At 36.8% G+C, this 18,640-nt stretch carries 13 protein-coding genes; 5 read left to right on the top strand and 8 right to left on the bottom strand.

All coding sequences use genetic code 11. The features are described from left to right. Window positions 1–270: 270 nt before the first annotated feature. Window positions 271–1,482: a saccharopine dehydrogenase family protein gene (locus ACTBZY_RS16470; protein WP_463047445.1), complete on the bottom strand. Its 1,212-nt coding sequence runs from the start codon at window positions 1,480–1,482 to the stop codon at window positions 271–273. Between the two features lie 569 nt (window positions 1,483–2,051). Between ACTBZY_RS16470 and ACTBZY_RS16465 the strand changes: the two genes are divergently transcribed. Continuing rightward, window positions 2,052–2,675, top strand: a complete 624-nt coding sequence (locus ACTBZY_RS16465; protein WP_463047444.1) for a response regulator — start codon at window positions 2,052–2,054, stop codon at window positions 2,673–2,675. Here the strand turns inward: ACTBZY_RS16465 and ACTBZY_RS16460 are convergent. The 5 genes from ACTBZY_RS16460 to ACTBZY_RS16440 form a co-directional block, all read right to left on the bottom strand. Continuing rightward, entirely contained in the window at window positions 2,657–4,378 is a 1,722-nt protein-coding gene (locus tag ACTBZY_RS16460) for a sensor histidine kinase (RefSeq protein WP_463047443.1), read from the bottom strand. The genes ACTBZY_RS16465 and ACTBZY_RS16460 overlap by 19 nt on opposite strands. A gap of 105 nt (window positions 4,379–4,483) precedes the next feature. After that, window positions 4,484–5,833, bottom strand: coding sequence for a M23 family metallopeptidase (locus ACTBZY_RS16455; protein ID WP_463047442.1), 1,350 nt, complete (start codon window positions 5,831–5,833; stop codon window positions 4,484–4,486). Next, window positions 5,830–7,455, bottom strand: a complete 1,626-nt coding sequence (locus ACTBZY_RS16450) for a hypothetical protein (RefSeq protein ID WP_463047441.1) — start codon at window positions 7,453–7,455, stop codon at window positions 5,830–5,832. The genes ACTBZY_RS16455 and ACTBZY_RS16450 overlap by 4 nt, the downstream gene beginning before the upstream one ends. A gap of 381 nt (window positions 7,456–7,836) precedes the next feature. Further along, window positions 7,837–9,609: a RagB/SusD family nutrient uptake outer membrane protein gene (locus ACTBZY_RS16445; RefSeq protein ID WP_463047440.1), complete on the bottom strand. Its 1,773-nt coding sequence runs from the start codon at window positions 9,607–9,609 to the stop codon at window positions 7,837–7,839. Window positions 9,610–9,628: 19 nt separating this feature from the next. Beyond that, window positions 9,629–12,832 (bottom strand): SusC/RagA family TonB-linked outer membrane protein, encoded by a 3,204-nt coding sequence (locus tag ACTBZY_RS16440; RefSeq protein ID WP_463047439.1) that lies wholly within the window; start codon window positions 12,830–12,832, stop codon window positions 9,629–9,631. A 483-nt stretch (window positions 12,833–13,315) separates the two neighbouring features. Here ACTBZY_RS16440 and ACTBZY_RS16435 point away from each other — a divergent pair, with 483 nt between their 5' ends. The 4 genes from ACTBZY_RS16435 (at window position 13,316) to ACTBZY_RS16420 (ending at window position 16,855) form a co-directional block, all read left to right on the top strand. Further along, the gene (locus ACTBZY_RS16435) at window positions 13,316–13,909 is read left to right on the top strand and encodes a MiaE family protein (RefSeq protein ID WP_463047438.1); all 594 of its coding nucleotides are present in this window, start codon (window positions 13,316–13,318) and stop codon (window positions 13,907–13,909) included. Between the two features lie 195 nt (window positions 13,910–14,104). Continuing rightward, window positions 14,105–15,130 (top strand): TRAP transporter substrate-binding protein, encoded by a 1,026-nt coding sequence (locus ACTBZY_RS16430; protein WP_463047437.1) that lies wholly within the window; start codon window positions 14,105–14,107, stop codon window positions 15,128–15,130. Between the two features lies 1 nt (window position 15,131). Beyond that, a complete protein-coding gene (locus tag ACTBZY_RS16425; RefSeq protein ID WP_463047436.1) occupies window positions 15,132–15,584 on the top strand; it encodes a TRAP transporter small permease in 453 nt (150 codons plus the stop codon). Further along, window positions 15,581–16,855, top strand: coding sequence for a TRAP transporter large permease (locus ACTBZY_RS16420; protein ID WP_463047435.1), 1,275 nt, complete (start codon window positions 15,581–15,583; stop codon window positions 16,853–16,855). The genes ACTBZY_RS16425 and ACTBZY_RS16420 overlap by 4 nt, the downstream gene beginning before the upstream one ends. Before the next feature lie 28 nt (window positions 16,856–16,883). On the opposite strand, the gene ACTBZY_RS16415 is transcribed toward ACTBZY_RS16420, so the two are convergent. Next, window positions 16,884–17,705, bottom strand: coding sequence for a universal stress protein (locus ACTBZY_RS16415; protein ID WP_463047434.1), 822 nt, complete (start codon window positions 17,703–17,705; stop codon window positions 16,884–16,886). 608 nt (window positions 17,706–18,313) lie between these two features. Beyond that, the coding region (locus ACTBZY_RS16410) for a 3-coathanger stack domain-containing protein (RefSeq protein ID WP_463047432.1) at window positions 18,314–18,640 on the bottom strand (327 nt) is incomplete at its 5' end.

Raw genomic sequence — 18,640 nt, 5'->3', positions numbered from 1 at the left:
CCCTTCTAGTTTGAACCTTATAACTATTGTCAGTTCCCTGCCCACACAGCAGGTGGGGAGCCAAGCAACGACCTTTGCCGTCGAGAACGGTCTTACACTTTGACATTTTTAAACTCCACATCCCATAACGAGCCCTTGTCTAGGCTAGACGGCAAACGGAGGATTGACCGTAGAGAAAATTGATATTTTAGACATTCATTAAACTTCTGCATAACAAAAAATGACGCCCCTTATGGAAGCGTCTTTTTCAAATAAAACTAATAGTTCTAGTTAATACGTATGCGGTAATTCTATATCTACCTTCTCATTCCATGGTAAACCGTGAATGTTTAACTTTTCCATGAAAGGGTCTGGGTTTAGTTCTTCGCAGTTATAAACCCCTGGTTTCATCCATTCTTCGTTAGTTAGCATCAGCATGGCACCTATCATAGCTGGCACACCAGTGGTATAAGAAACCGCCTGCGAACGCACTTCTTTGTAAGCCAAGGCATGGTCACTATTATTCCAGACATAATACGTTCTGTCTTTACCGTCTTTGATACCTTTTATTTGACATCCGATAGACGTTTGACCCGTATAATTCTCACCTAAAGACTCCGGTGGCGGAAGTACTGCTTTCAAAAATTCTAAAGGTATTATTTGTTGTCCCTGAAAATTGATTGGAGCTATGCTCGTCATTCCTATATTTTCTAATACTTGTAAATGCGTAATATAAGCTTGACCAAAAGTCATCCAAAAACGAGCTCTCTTAAGTGTTGGGAAGTTTTTTACTAAAGACTCCAACTCTTCATGATAAAGTACGTAAGATTCCTTTTCACCAATATTTGGATAATCTATAGGCTTATGAACACTTAAAGCTTCTATTTCTTTCCATTCGCCGTTTTCCCAGTATCTTCCTGGCTGGGTAATCTCTCTGATGTTTATTTCAGGATTAAAATTGGTAGCAAAAGCTTTTCCATGGTCACCTGCATTACAGTCGATAATATCCAAGTAATGCATTTCGTCAAAGTAATGCTTATTGGCATAAGCCGTAAATACTTGCGTAACACCTGGATCAAAACCACAGCCCAAAAGTGCCATCAACCCCGCTTCTTTAAAACGCTCTTGATATGCCCACTGCCAGCTGTATTCAAATTTGGCTACATCTTTAGGCTCATAATTAGCCGTATCCATGTAATGTACACCTGTTTCCAAGCAGGCATCCATAATAGTCAAATCTTGATATGGCAATGCCACATTGATGATCATTTTAGGACCGAATGACTTAATTAAAGCCACCAATTCAGGCACGTTATCGGCATCTACACTGGCTGTTGAAATTTCCACACCATGCATTTCTTTGATATCTGCCGCTATTTTATTGCACTTTGATTTAGTACGACTCGCCAACATAATATCTGTAAAAACCGAATTATTCATGGCACATTTATGAGCAACTACTGTTCCTACCCCGCCCGCACCTATGATGATTACTTTTGACATGTTTGTTTTTTAATTGTCTATGATTTTAGCTTTTCTTGTTAAATCAGATGTTTAATGTCGGCTCACCGACACCTAAATTCTATGCAAAGAAAAAGGTTTTTTGGGAATGTTGGTATTTCTATAAATTAAAAAGCCCGATTTGTTCTCATTGATAACACAGATACTACATTAAGTTTAATTTCTTCTAAATTGTTCCTCGCAAAATGGATACTACAAAATTCCGCAATACTTTCCTCGTCATTCAGGCAATAAATCACAATGAATGCCTGACTTAAATAGGATTTTATACATCCAATTTAAAATGAGTCACGTTAACTAAAGCACCAGAAAGACCTCAGATACTTCAACTATATTATAAGCCTATGAAGCCTGAAGTTTCAGATTCAATTGCTCTAAATTGTGCTAGACATACTATTATATTTACAAATATTCATCGAAAACAGAACTGTTTGAAATCAAAATATTAGAAATAAGAAAATTCAAATGCTATGAAATCCAATTTGCCTGATTAAAACAATCACGGTAAATGGTGATTGAATATTCATGGTTTCCGACCAAATTGCAAATCAATGAAGATAAGAATAAGTATCGTTGATGACCACTCCCTTTTTTTAGAGAGCTTGGCTCTTTTAATACAATGCATCGATGGTGTAGAGCTCGTTTTTAAATCAGACTCCCCCTCTGAAACCTTACGAAATCTACCATTCTATCCTTGTGATATATTAATTACGGACTATCAAATGCCCGAAATGAGCGGTTTGGAATTGACCAAAAAGGTTCTTGAAAAACATTCCGAAATTTCCGTTTTGATGCTCACCATGGTTGAAAATATTGAAACTATAAAAGCAGCCTTCAAAGCTGGAGCAAAGGGTTACTTGCTAAAAAATGCAAAAAAAGTTGATTTTGAACAAGCCATAAATACGATAGCGAAGGGCGATAAATATTATTTCCCTGCGGTACATCAAAAATTAAAAAAACATGACCAACTATCGCATGATTCATTAAGTACTAGAGAGATTGAAGTGATCAAATTAATAGCGGAAGAATACAGTTCTCTCAAGATTGCCGATAAACTTTGCATTTCATTAAATACAGTAGAAACCCATAGAAAAAATATTTTCAAAAAAACAGGTGTTAAAAATTCCTTTGGCCTTTTGAAATACGCTTTACTAAATCAACTTATTGAATTATAATCTAAAGGTATGCGGATTTCATATTCCGTATTTTGCTGTAGTCCATGCACAAGGGTGATTTGCCCATTAATTTCTTCGATTCTTTGCTCTACATTTTGAAGTCCCTGGCCTTTCTTCGCTATAATTAAGCCTTTCCCTTCATCTGAGACCTTAATCACAAGTTCCTGGTTTTGTAAATAAGCCTGAACTTGGCCTTCCTCAGCACCAGAATACTTTAACATATTGTTGCATAGCTCAAGTACTACGGCATAAACATTCAAGGAAATACCTTTCGGAAAAACACGACTCCCTAATTCGTTATTGATATGTATATAAAGGCGACTTTGTGCATTGAGTTTATCTACTAACTTATTCAGAGCTTCGCCCAATAGTCCTTTTTCTATATCGGCTGGTTGTAGATTATGTGACAAACTCCGAACCTCAGCATATGCATCATCTATCAATAAGGCAATTTTACGATACAATTGTTTTTCATGGGGGTTTAATCCTTCAATATCTAAAGTTTCTAAGCTAATCGAGACCGCAGATAGTAAGCTACCGAGATTGTCGTGCAAGTCAACCGCTATTCTTTTTCGTTCAATATTTTGCCCCTTTTGCATAGCATTTTTAATATCATCGTAGGCTGTCTGCAACTCGGATGTTCGATCTATAATTTTTTGTTCCAACCCAGAATTAAGATCCTCTATTTTAGTTTTTTGTATCGCTATTTCTTTATTTTTTCTATGTAAAACCTGCCTACTTCTAAACAGGGTTAGGGCCACCAGTGTAATTAGGAAGCTAGCCACAAGAAAATAATTTTTTAATGCCTTTTGAACTTCCGCTTTTTGCTTTTGTATTTGTAAATCAGCTTCAGATTTTTGTTCTAATATCCTCTTCTCAAATGCCAATTTATCATTGGCTATTTTGACATTGAATATTTGACTCAAATATTTGTGATACAATTCAAAATGATAGAGTGCCAAACCCTCTTCCTTTATTGATTTATTAGATTCATACAAGTTTTGGTGACTACGATACAGTATTCTTGGATCTTCCGTTTTCGTTACAGACGAATTAGAAAAATAAATGCTTTTTGAGTAATCTTTCTTTCTTAAATAAATTCTCCCCAACAACATTTCAACTTCTGCTAATCCTCTGTTACTTGGCCTTCCTTCGAAAAAATCAAAGCATTTTTTTGCCAATTCAAAAGCTTTATCAATCTCGGATAGTTCTATGTATATGCTTACAATATCATTTTTTACATAGAACTTTTTTATTTCATCGTTGGAATTTAGCAGATAAAAGCTGGCGGAGTCTAAATATTTCATGCTTTCTTTGAACGCTTCATTGTAGCCATATCCGCGTGCCAAACTAAGATAAACCTGAGCGATTTGCTCCTTGTAAACCTGAGAACTATTTTCCTTTTTTAAATCTTCGATTGCTGCTAAACAGATTTTTTTTACTTGATATAAATCGGATAGAAAAATATAAGCATAAACCACTTCATCAGTTATCATACTTTTTTGATAAGCTGTGAAATTATGTTTCGGATTTTCTAAATAGGCTAAGTTTTTATCCCCAAACTCAATCAAGCCTATCCAATCCGAATTCTTGCGTAAAGCAGAAGCTTCCTGATATAAGGAATCTATAGTTTTTCGATTACTAATGCTTTCGTTGACATTATTTTGAGCACACAGTTCTAGTTTGATGCTAAAAAAAAGCATTAATAAGAAATAGCATATTAGTATATTACATTTCCCCAATGGCTGATTACATATACTACCAAATTTAAACTTAAATCAGTGTTTTTGAGTCCGCTTTCACTGATTTTATTCTACATAATCACAGGCTTTTATGCGGGCTTTCATAGTAGCACCTGATTTAATTTCAAAACCAGGGGTAAAAACAATTTCTTCATTTGCTTGATAAAGTACTCTTGTTTGGTCATTGGTAAAGTGTTCTACCGAGGATGTAATTGCACTTCCAGCAATATAACCTTTGCTTCCTGTAGCATTGCCAAATACGATTTCGTTGCTATTACAACCTACCGTAAAAAAGTGATAATAATTCTTGTTCCTATAAACCACCTTCACAATCCAAGTACCCGTATTGCCATTGGGCAACTGATGGCTACTTATGTGTAAATAAGAGGTTCTTTCCTGAACAAATTGATGGGACCAAGAACTATAGGAATCGCCATTGGGCTTAATAAGCTGGAAAGTTACTTCATCGAAACTTTGAATATCTTTGAATGCCACCGAAACTTTAAAACTGGCTCCTGATGGAAATTGATTAAATTCATTAACATTTTCAGCTGTAAAGCCTGCAGATTCCCTGCCATAACAGTTACCAATAACAGGTGTAGCTATGTGAGTCATGATTCTGTTTATTCCTGCCTCTTTGTATGGCCTTTGATTTTTCCACCAGCTATCGTTATTTAAAAGATTACAGTCGCCAGTAAATGGGTCTATGAGATCGTCATTGATATCATACACGGAAAAATGAAGATGAGGCCCTGTAGATCGGCCTGAGCTTCCAACTAGACCCAAATAGTCGCCTTCAGCTACCCTAGAAAATTTAGGTTTTGAAGTTAGGCTGCCATTTTTCATGTGAAGGTAGTTGGTGGTAGTTCCATCATCATGTAAAATACTAACATAATTGGCACTACCTGCTCCATTCACTTCACAGCTCATGTCATCATTACCATTGACTTTTTCAATTATAGTTCCTGGAGCAGCAGCTACTATTTGCACCGATTCATTTGCCATCATTCGCCATGAAAATGGAAATAATGCGATATCCTCGGCATCATGCCTATCATAAGTACGTTTGCCACAGTTATAATCCTCTATAAATTCAGGCTCTCGCACGTCATCATCCCCTTCGGGATCTGAAACGCTATTTTGATCTACAAAGTTACTAATCACAAAACTATCATATGTAAAATCATAGTCAGAAGATGCTTGAATTGGCCAACCCAAAAGTACATGTCCCTCATTGGTGTTCCTCATTCGATAATTTGAATTAGACCCCAAATTGGATTCTAGGTAGGCTTTTTTTAAAGAAACAATATGCTCCTTGAAAGCCTTTAGCTCAGCAGGAGTAAAGCATTGAAACTGATCTTGCTGGGCTTCGGCGTTAAAAGCGATTGCTGCGAAAAATATGATAATTTTTTTCATTTCTGAGAGGCTTTTAGTTCGTCAATTTCCTTTTTTAGCTCAATGATATATAGCGTAAGTTCTTCCACTTTCTCCATGGTTCTTCTTTGCATTTCACCTACTTCTATTCCTTCTTTTTCAATTTCTATGGCCGAGGGAATATTAGGCAGGTGACGGTGTTCTTTTATATATTTTTCCAGTTCATATAAAGGCGACAATTTATATTTTTGGTCAAAAACATAATCAGGCCAACCTGCAGATTGTAGCCTTACTTTTAGTTCTTCACAGATAATTTTACCACCTACACCCATTTTGTAACCATTGGGTACATTCACCGAGGTTCCAATTTGAAATTGACTGGCGATCATATTTATTTTACCACTTCCATTTGAAACCCCAATATTAAGGTCATTGTCTACCGCCCACACATAAGCTCGTTGCGTACCAGACTCAAAGAAATTAATAGCCGGATTATCCCCATTTATTTTTATGGCCTCCAAACTTTCATTAACGGTAAGTTTTTGATTTACCACTAGCTCGTTCGTGATATTGACCTTCCCCGATGGGCTAATATCTACCCTATCACCTCCCGCTACTCTCACAATAAAATGACCGCCACTATTTCCAGAAAAAGTACCCATCCTCAGATTGTCACCTGAAAGCTGTATAAATCCCTTGTCTACACCAACTGTCTGTAACTTCAAAATAGCATCGGTAGCATTCCATACGCCATTACCATTGACATGTAATTTTTCAGTTGGGCTAGTGGTGTTGATTCCGAAATTACCATCAGGGTCCACCACTACTCTAGTCGTATTGTTAGTCATAAATCTCAAACTTCCAGTACTGTTGCCCTGACTTGTCCCCATATAAAAGTGATTCGAAGCAACGTAAAATCTGCCTTTGCTACTGGCTCCAACTTTAAAATGAATTTCTGGTGAATCATCCTGGAGCTCGAGTGTGGGTTCAGAATTTCCTGCTCCATTTATACTGAAAGCCGTACCTAAACCAGTATTAATATTACCGTTTGGATATAATTTAAGATGACCTACATGACCAAGCGACGAAAAAGAAAGCGTCCCAGCTGATTCGGTTATTTTGGCATTATTAGTGGTTCCGTCTTTAAACTCAATATAGTTACCAAACAAAGGGTCAGCATTCATTATCAGACTATTGCTGGTACTGTTTGATAATTTTAATTTACCTTTTACTTCAAGTTTTTCGTTTGGAGCGGTTGTACCTATTCCTACATTACCGCTTAATTTATGGTATTGGTCATCTCCTAGTTTTGTCCAACTGGCTTCCGAAGAAGTCGCTAATCGCTCCCATATCTTGTCAGAAGAATAAATATAAAGCCCTGGAAAACTTCTTGTACTGATATCAGGAAGTGTCTGAAAAACCATTAATCCCGTGTCAGGACGAGAAATCCCTGTTCGCTGTGCCCCTGACATCCTAGGTATTAGCATACCTTTATCTTTACTTCTTATTTCAAGAATTGAGGAGTTTTCGGGATTGTCTGACCCGCCCATGTTACTGATAACATTTCCTTTGGGACTGTCTACTACTTTTACATTTTGAGCTTTCGAATTTAATAATCCAAAGCCAAGCATCAATACTAAGATTAAACGATATTTTTTTTTCATAGCGTTAATTTTTAGATACAAAATTCCATTTTCGCTATTGCTGTTACATCACCGTTTGCCGTGATATTTATCGGTTTATGATTTGGAGAATCGTAATGAGTTTTAAAACCAGACATTTAAACAAGATTAGCTTAGCGGTTTTCACTGTGCTAATGTCGAAGGGTTTGGGTGATTGAGATTAAATGGGTTTACGACTGTACTGAGCTTGTCGAACTGTATTGATTTGTGTTAGCATAAGCTGGCCGAAGGGAAGCAATTTAGCTTCGGGTACGATAGGATTTCTAATGCATTAAGCAGGTTCAAAGGAATAAAAAAAACCTCACAAAAAAATCCCTTCTCTTATTAGAAAGAAGGGATTTCTTAAATTAAAATTGGTCGTTTTTATTGCCAACCAGGGTTTTGCCCAATATTCGGATTTTGAGCCAACACATTTAAAGGTATAGGCCATAAATAATGCTTGCTTTCATCAAACACTGGTTCTGCAAAGTCTGAACCCGCATAAGGATCTAAATACTCTTTGCCATTAGCATCTTTATAAAGCCTCACATTGAAACCCGCATATCGTGCTTTTTGCGTAGCGTCCATAGCTAAGCCCAAAGATTTCTTGGTCAATTTCTTCCCTTGCTTCCATCTTCTTAGATCATCATATCTAAAGCCTTCATTGAATAATTCAATTCTACGCTCTCTTCTGATTTCAGCAAGAAGTGGGCTAATGCCATCAGCAGTAAACTTAGGATCTACAGGTATATTACCTAATGTCATGGAAGGCATACCTACTCTAGCTCTTAATTTATTGATAGATAAATCTAAATCCGACTGAGAAATAGTACCAAGTTCTGCCTTGGCTTCGGCATAAATAAGGAGTACTTCGGCAAATCGAAGAATAATTGCCGGAGACTCAGCGGTATTATATGCTTTACCGATCATATCATCTGCATTATAATTTTTAATCACATGATATCCTGTATTTGTCACACGTCCACCGGCCATTCCTGTTATTCTAGGATAATCTCTACCATCCGCATTATGAAACTTATAAACTTTAGAATCTGCTGGATGAAGTATGGTTTGACGCAATCTAGGATCTCTATTCTCAAAAACATTCTCTATAGATGCATCACCTTTATACAAGGGCGACAAACTCGCTGGCAAACCGTCAGTGCAAAGATAATCTTCTACAAAATCTCTTGTCGCTCCACCATGATACTCAAAATAGCTTTGTACGTGATTATTGAAAACGCCCAATTTATACTTTCTCCAATACATCACTTCAGGATTACCTGTTACATCTATAATACGCATATAGCTATTATAATCTGTATTTGGATTTCCTGTGCTAAACAATCTATATGGGCCATTATCCATTATCTGTTTTGTAGCTGCGGCGGCTTCTTGCAACCATTTATCCGCATTTGAACCACCATGATACTTTCTCCAAGTACCTTCAAACAAACAAACACGTGCCTTAACTAAAAGGGCCGCCCACTTATTTAATCTCCCAGGAGCACCACCATCTCCCCAATTTTCTGGAAGATTAGCCGCAGCGAATGTCAGATCTTCCAGTATCTTATCCATCGCTTGCTCTCTTGGCATTCTTTCTGCAAAAAGCTCTTCAGATTCTGTATTCAATTCGGTTTCAATGTAAGGAACATCACCATATTTGCTTACTTTATCTGCATAAAACCACCCTCTAAAAAGCCTAGCTTCTGCTATATATTTATTACGTATGGCTTCTGTTACTTTAGCTTTTTTGTAATTAGCCATACCCACATTAATAGCCCTCACGAAATTCCACCCTTTATAACCCATCAAATCAGGGTTTACTGGTGTATTATGCTTACCCGATCTGATTTGCATATGATAAGTATGCCTAGCATGACGCGAGGTAGCATTATCCGACAATTCATCAAGATACCATAAGCTTATAAGGTGACTGTTAAAGCCGTCAAAATGACCCATTAAAATAGGAACATTATCATCATTACGAGCTAAATCGTAAATGCTATTATTATAGACCGCCAGGTCGTTTTCAGAATTCCAAAAAGTATCATTTGTAATTTGATCTAATGGTACTCTTTCAAGATACTCGTCATTACAGCCCATTATAAAAGAGACCATAAGAAAAAGCAATAATTTAATTTTTATATATCTCATCTTATTCATTCAATTTTAATTATAAAGAAACGCTTAAGCCTAAAGTGAAAATACGCTGCATTGGATATTCAATGGCTCCCGATTGAATAGTCTCTGGATCAAGAGGTTTTCTCAATTTGGTGAATTCCCAAAGATTCATACCACTGACAAAAATCTGAGCATTTTGCAGCCCTACTTTACTCACTATATTTTGAGCCATGTCATATGAAAACATAAGATTTTTCAATCTTATATAGCCCGCGTTTTGAAGGTATCTAGACTGTTGTTGTACGTTTTTCTTGTCATTAGTAGATATATGTGCCGCCGGAAAATAAGCGTCTCGATTGGTTTCTGTCCATGTTTCTGTGATGTAGTAATTTTCCACATGACCTGCATTATAAGGGAAGAACCAAGTCCAGTTTCCGGAAGTAGGCCAATGATCAATACTACCAATTCCTTGGAAGAAAGCTGTCACTTTAAAGTTTTTATAGCTTAGTCCACCATTAATACCGAAGGAATATCTTGGCGAAGAATTACCAATGATAGTCCTATCTCCTGGATCTTCAACCGTGTTGCTACCAAAACTGATGACACCATCGCCATTTAAATCGGCATACTGTACATCGCCTGGTCGCCAGTTATTACCTATCCTAGATTGGTCTGGAGCATTTTTAATGGCTTCTTCTGTCTGGAAAATGCCTACCGTTTTGAATCCCCAAATCTCACCGAGTTGTTGCCCTACTCTGTAAGTACCATTGATTGCACCTGTAGGATTTTCAAACTTCGTAATCTCTGCTTTGGAATCGGCAAGTGCTAGGGTAACGTCATATTTCCAGTTACTCTTGATTTTATCTCTCCAAGTCAGCGACATTTCCCAACCTTTGGTTCTTAGATCCGCTGCATTTTCTTTTGGGGCCGCTGTTCCTAAGATATCTGGATAAGATACATTCATTAGCATGTTTTTAGTATCTCTAGTATAAATATCAAATGAAGCGTCCATTCTGCCTTTAAGCAGCGTCATATCCAGTCCAATATTCTGAGAAACCACGCTTTCCCAAGTAAGAGAAGGACTCACCAATCCCGCAGCCGCCACATAAGGTATGGTGGAACCCTGGAACATATATGGGGAAAAACCAGAACCTAAAGATGGGATATAAGGATAATAGACTTGATTGTCGCCGTTTTTTAGAATTTGATTACCCAAAGTACCATAAGAAGCTCGAAGCTTTAAATTCTCTAACCAATCAGCAGTTCCTTCCATAAAGTCTTCTCCACTAATTCTCCAACCTGCCGAAACTGAAGGGAAAAATCCAAATCTACTTTCTGATGGAAACCTTGAAGAACCGTCATATCTACCATTAAATTCCAACAGGTACTTGTCTTTAAATATATAGTTAAGACGATAAAAAGCTCCTCTTAAAGCAAATTCCTCTTCTCCACCGGATGTTTCTTGCACACCCGTAGTGGCATTGATATTGGTAATTAAAGGTGTGATCAACTTTCTTGCCCTTGCACTTACTACCCTATAGTTTCCAGATTCCTGATTGAAACCCATCATTACTTTTAAACTATGATTGGTAGGTAACATCGGAAACTCATATTCTCCAAAAATATTTAGAACAGAATACCTATTATTTTGGTTGGTATTCCTTATCCAATCGTCTCCACTAAATCCATTTGAAATTGGATTTGGATCAAGCAGATCACTTGACACTATTTCAATTTTACTTTGGACATCCTTATATTCTCTTCCGAAAATATTATAAGAATAGTTTCCTATTATTTTCAAGCCTTTCAAAGGCGTAATAGTTACTCCTTGGGTTAACCATGTATCGTTATTGGTAAAGGTTTCTCTACCACCATCCAATAAATATGGAAAGAAGTTAGTACCACCGAAATATTTACCAATTAAAGGCTCATATTTCTCTCTGTCACCTTGTGTCACATAGAAAGGTAGATCAGGAAACTGAATCGCAGTGATCGGATTTACTCTAGCCAGGGAGTTAATGTTTACATCCCAGTTATAAAAATGTGGTTTATCAGAGTTTTGTTGATTAAATACCACTTTTTCATTTAAGGTAAGCCAATCGTTTACTTTAAAATCAGCTTTCATGAGTACGTTATTTCGGTTAAACGTCTCATTATTTCCTGGTTTTAAGTATCCATCCTTAGAAAAATGGCCAAATGATACATAATAACTCGTATTTGATGTACCACCAGAAATGGATAAATCATGCTGATTTGTTGGAGCATAATCTGTCATAATCTGATTTTGGTAATCATTAAAACCGTAGAATTGAAGATCACCATTAACTACGCCCCAAGAATTTTCAAACGTAGGATTGTCTGAATATTTCTTTACTGCAGCCACGAAATCGGGATTATAACTAGGTGTACCATTCGTTCTGATATTGGCATCATTTCTAGCCGTTACAAAAGTGTAAGGGTCTGTTACCACGTCCATATTAAAAATCGGTTTTGCCAAAGAAAACTGAGAGTTAAGACTTACTCTTACCTTTCCTTCACTTCCTTTTTTAGTTTCAATTAAAACTACACCAAAAGCCGCTCTAGCACCATAAACTGCAGCAGCGGAGGCATCCTTCAATACACTCACACTTTTAATATCATTCGGATTTATTCTGTTTAAATCCATTGGTACGTTATCTACCAAAATAAGCGGCGAACCACCGTTGATAGACTCATACCCTCGAATGTTAAAAGTGATAGGTGCAGATGGATCTCCATTACGCACATTAACATTTAAATTTGGAATGACACCTTGTAAACCCTCACCTGTAGAGGCAATGGCTCTTTTTTCGATACGTTCTGAACTAGCCACACCTACGGCACCAGTTAGGTTAACTTTTTTCTGAGTACCATAACCAACTACTACCACCTCATCAAAGGTTTTGCTATCCAATACCAATTCAACTTTTAGGGATGATTGATTTCCGACAATAACCTCTTGTGGGCTAAAACCCACAAACGTAAAAACTAAAACAGACTGAGCATTAGGCACTTCTAAAGAAAACTTTCCTTGTTCATCAGTAGATGTTCCTTTAAAAGTTCCTTTGATTTGTACGGTTGCTCCCACAATTTCATCTCCAGTATTGTCAATAACAACACCAGACACTTTTCTTGCACCATCCTGAGCGATGATAGAAGAAATGGAGAGGACAAAGCTTAACATAAAAAAACTAATACGGCGATAAAATCCGTTTTGTGGGGGGTAGATTTTCATCATATGACGTCACATATTTTGGGTTAAACAATAATTTTTACAGTATAATTTTATGAATTAATTATACAATACCCACTTATTTCAAGTCGTTTTGGTCAGAAAAGTATCGAAACTCGATTGAAATTAATTTAAAAAGATTTCTTTGGCGACCAAACAATAAAAAAAGTAGTTTTCACATGTATTGTGTAGACGAATATACTTAAACTCTCTACTTGGCTTACTGAGAATCTCCCGACCTCATATCTGTCATATACTTCCTGAAAACAACATTGTTCCGTACAAATGAAAATCAGCATTTCTAAATTTCAGTAAACTATCTATTTACTTAGCGGGTACATATATCGGCTGGGGCGTATGCTGAAACAGAAAAGACATAAACCTAAAAACATGCAGAGCATTCTATAACAAATCTTTTACTTTGTATTTAATGATGGTTTTGAATGACAATTTAGATTGAAACCACCAATCATATTTAAAAAAAATTGCATGTCTGTATTACGTTTAACATTACCTACTGACCCTAGATGGGTGAATATTGTTGAGAAAAACATAGAGGAGATTCTCTCTGACCATGCTTGGTGTGAGCAAAAGGCTGCTACAAACGCCATAACCATTGTGGCTAACAACTCTGAACATCCGGATTTAGTGACCGACTTGCTGGCTCTTGCCAAAGAGGAAATTGAGCACTTTCAGATGGTGCACGAAATCATCAAGAAAAGAGGATTGAAACTGGCAAGAGAACGCAAAGACCATTACGTAGGCGAATTGGTTCAATATATGAAAAGGAATAATGACGGCACACGTGTATCTGGTTTGGTAGAAAGATTGCTATTTTCTGCGATGATAGAAGCCCGTAGCTGTGAGCGTTTCAAGGTGCTTTCAGAAAACATTGAAGATGAGGAGTTGTCCAAATTTTATAGAGAACTCATGGAAAGTGAGGCCGGACATTATACCACCTTCATTACTTATGCTCGTAAATATGGGGTAGGAATTGACGTAGAAACTCGCTGGAGAGAATGGTTGGCTTTTGAGTCGGAGATTATTGCCAATTATGGTAAGTCGGAAAGTATTCATGGGTAGTGTGGGCTTTGAGCTTTGCTTCCATTGACGAACTATTCATCTGACCCAACAAATAAGCCTATTGTTCTTTTGAAAGCCTAGCAAAGCCTTTTTAAGTACATTATAAGCCTCAATCCAGTTCTTGTCTAGTTAAAATTCAATTGTTTCATTCAATAGTATCATATTCATGATTACATTCGTGGAATATATTATTACATGAAAATTAAGAGAACTACTTCTTTATATAATCTTCCTAAATGGAGAAATCTCCTACTCTTTTCAAGTTTCATTTTCTTAATTTTTTGTAGTATCCAATGTAAGTCTAAAAATGAACCCGAGATTTTATTGCATGCGAGTCTTGTTTTTAATGAGGATCATACTTGGAATAAAGCATTCATTTATTTCAGCGAAATACTGGAGGAGCGTTCTAACGGTAGAATAAAATTAGAAGTATATGACGCTGAACAATTAGCCAAAGAAATGGAATCTATCAGATTGATTCAGGCAGAGGTCATTGAAATGACTATTTCTGGGTCTTTACTGAGTAATTGGGTTGAAATAGCCGCCTTCTGTGAATTGCCTTTTCTCTTACAAAGTTACGAGGAGCAGGAAAAATTCATTAATGGACCCATTGGCAAGCGAATTGAGAGAGAAATAATTGAGGGGACAGGCCTTAGACCCATAACATATTTTATACGCGGCCCACGTCAACTGACCTCTAACAGGCCTATCAGGCACCCAGACGATCTAAATGGTCTAATTCTTAGAGTGCCTAGTGTTCCTTCTTTTGTTACAGCCTGGAGTGCAATGGGAGCTAAACCTACTCCAATGGCCTTATCTGAAGTGTTTACATCATTACAACAGGGTACCATTGAGGCTCTTGAAAATCCCTATTCACTTATCTTGAGTGCTGGCTTTCCGGAGGTTCAGAAATATGTTAATGAAACAGAGCACGTGATGAGTTGGGGCTATCCGTTAATAGGTGAAAAACAGTTTCAAAAAATGCCTGAAGATTTAAAAGTAATATTTCTTGAAGCAGCTAAGGATATGCAAACTTTTGAACATAAGCTATTCATTGAAAGTGAGCTCAAGGTAAAAGACGAATTAAAGAAAAAAGGTATGGAATTTATAGAAGTTGACAAAGCCGCGTTTGCAAAAAAATGTGAAAAGGCCATTTATGAAAGTCTATCGCCTGAAATGCAGGTCGTGTATCAGCAAATAATTGAATCAAGAAAGGAATAATATGATAAAAATCGCAATCGGAAGATTCCTTAAATACGGAACATTAATTAGCACCTATGGTCTTATTGGCAGTGTGATACTACAGATTTATGCTCGGTTTTTCATGTCTAATACTCCCGCTTGGACGGAAGAGGCATCTCGTTTGTTCTTTCTTTATACCATCTCTTTTGCATCAGGATTGGCCTTAAAAGACAATTATTTTGTTTACCTGGATATACTTTTTGAGCGATTAAAACCTAGCTTACAAGAAAGGCTTTTATCGTTTATCTATCTTGTTACTTTTGGCTTATTTGGGTTGATGTTATACCATTCTGTCCTATTTGTAAAACTAGGACTTCCTGAGATCTCCGCAACCCTAGGCATATCCATGAGCCTCACTTTTTTTTCTATGGTCATCATGTCGGCGGCAATGGCCTATTACTCGTTTCTTGAACTTTTAAAAAGATATAAATGATCTGGCTGGTATTTATTATTTTTCTTTTGACTTTGATATTAAGATTCCCTATTGCTCTTGCCTTGGGGCTTTCATGTTTGGTATATATTCTTGGTGAGGGCATCCCTTTAATTATCATTCCTATGAAAATGTTCTCTGGCATAGATGTCTTTGTGCTTTTAAGCATTCCAGGATTTATTTTAGCCGGTAACCTTATGAATCATGGTGGATTAACCACCAAAATCATTGCTTTTTGTAATAGTCTTCTAGGTCATATCAGAGGAGGACTTTCTTTAGCCAATATAGGTGCATCCATGTTGTTCGCCGGCATTTCTGGCACAGCGGTCTCAGATACTGCCAGTATTGGGTCTGTACTCATTCCGGCCATGAAGAAAGAAGGATATGACGACGGTTTTTCTTGTGCCGTTACCGCCTCTTCATCTACGGTTGGCCCCATAATTCCTCCTAGTGTGCCTATGATTATTGCAGCCACATTGAGTGGCTTATCCGTAGGAAAACTTTTTTTGGCAGGAGCTATTCCAGGATTTCTTCTTGGCATAGGTCTTATGCTGGTGGCCTATTTTATTTCCGTAAAAAGAAACTATCCTAAGCATGCTAAAAGTACCTTAAAACAAATAGGTACAAGCTTAATTGATACTTTTTGGGCACTGCTGATGACCATCATCATTCTCTTTGGGATTATTGGCGGAGTTTTTACACCCACAGAAGCCTCTATTATCGCAGTTCTTTACGCATACATAATCGGGCGATATGTTTATAAGAACCTAAGCTTTAAAAAGGTACAAGTCATCATATTAGATTCCATGAAAACCTCTGCTTCCTTAATGGTTCTTGTGGGTTTTGCCAATTTATTTGGATGGATTCTCATCACTGAACGGATGCCCCAATACGTATCAAATCAAATACTAGACTTTAGTACCAATAAATACATGGTGCTGCTTTTGATAAATCTATTATTAATTTTTGTCGGCACATTTATGGAGACCATAGCCGCTTTACTTATTCTATTTCCCATCTTATTAAAAGTAGCTATGACGGTTGGCGTAGACCCTATTCATTTTGCTGTTATTGCTGTACTGAATTTGATCATTGGACTTACAACGCCACCTGTTGGTGTATGTCTATTTGTAGCCTCAAGTATCGGCAAAACCTCTATCGGGACGGTCAGTAAAGCCGCACTACCATTTCTTTTTGTGAGTTTCTTGGTTCTGATATTAGTTACATTAATACCGCAACTATCCTTATTCTTACCAGGTTTATTTGCGAAATAATCAATCATAAGCCCTTCTAATGCCCTTTTTACTCAAAATGGTACACAAAAGTAGGTACGGTCGTTCTTGAAATAAGACTTTTACTCACACTTGGTTTGAGAATACCATCTAAGAAACCTCTGTGGTGTGAAGCAACCACTAAAGCGGTATTTTCATGCACTTCTGAAAGCTCTAGAATTGCTTTTTCTACGCTATTTGACCTTACCGATTTTATCTTAAAGTTCTCATTAGGAAAGGCGGTTTTCATGTCTTTAATGAGTTCACCATTGTCCATGAGATCCAGTTGCTTATCAGACGAAATATTAACCAGATCCACTTCGGCTTTTAGTTTTCGAGCTATCGCGAATACCTCCCCTAATATTTCCTTTTCATCATATTCCAATTCTGTGGCGTACTGAAGCCTGTCAATAGTGATGGATTTTGCCTTTTCAGGAACAACCAGCAGGGGAATTGTGATATTATTAATAACATATTCTGCAGTACTGCCAATCAATTTATCTATAAATCCTGTGGAACCCGTTTTTCCCATAATTACAAAATCCGCTTCATGTTCTTCTACTAAGCTTTTAATGCCTTGGATAACACTTCTTGTGCTAAACTTATAAGTTGTACGAACGCCTTTTTCTTGGAAGCTTCGAGCTTTAGCGGCAAGTCTCTCCTCAAACTGCTTTTCTAATTCTACGTCGAGTACCACTACCATCCCACCAGGTATGGTAGGGTCAACATAAGTTGGAGAGGAACAATGGAGAATAATAATTTCAGACATATGTTTTTTAGCTAGGGAGATAGCCATTTCTTCCGCTTTAGAAGCACCTTTCGAAAAGTCTGTTGCAAGTATTATCTTTTTCATAGTTTATCCTTTTGTTCGGTTCGAAGTTGATAAGAAATTTAACAAATATTTATGATCTTCAGCAGGTTATAATATGATTATAATTAATTGCTCTACTCGCATTCTTAAGCTTTGTTAATCCGTTTTTTCTTGCATAAAGCTTAATTTGGTCATCAATATCCTGCCAAATAAAATACGATTCAATTCAAAGTTAAGATCCATAAGGATGTGAAGAAATACCTCTTTAATAATGGTATATCATTCAATCTTCTTTAACAGAACGGCCTCTCCCTCTCATTGCTCAATTGAACAAAACCTTATGCCTGAATTTTAGCCATAAAATAGTACTCCCCCCCGAATCGGTTTTAGAAACTAAACAGAAGTTATACTATCAGGAAATTTGGATTATGAAATGTATGAATGGTTTAGGACTAAATGTTGTCTGCAGCAGATTAAACAAGAAAAAGTATTTCCGGACTTATATAAATGAATTATAAGAATTTGGTATGGACTTCAATGATTTCTTTAAATCTCAAGACAAAAGGGTTTGTAAGGCTACTTACCTTTCTATAAGTGTTACATTAATGGTCCTCTACAATTAATGTAACTAAAACTGCCCGATATTTCCATCAATAATTAATTGGATTTGTTAAACAATTTTTTATTATGGCTAAAAACAAAGCATTGTTTTCGGCGATAAAACCTGGCTCCAAAATGATACTGTTACCCGCACTAAAATTTACGTTAAAACCTGATCTTACTTTTCCTTTGCTGAGCAATTGACTTCCAGCTTCATACAAGCCAGATGTAATTGGGTCTGAATCAATGTGTTTGATCAATGACTCAACACACGGACCGTTTACAGATAAATATGCACCTTTAGAACCTAAAGAAAAGCCATCTCCATATCCTCCATTATAAAGAAGTATTTCCTCTCCAGCTAAATTTGAAGTGGC

This window comes from Arcticibacterium sp. (genome assembly GCF_055134445.1).
Note: the sequence above shows the minus strand (reverse complement) of the source record. Positions and strands in the feature narration are given on the sequence as shown.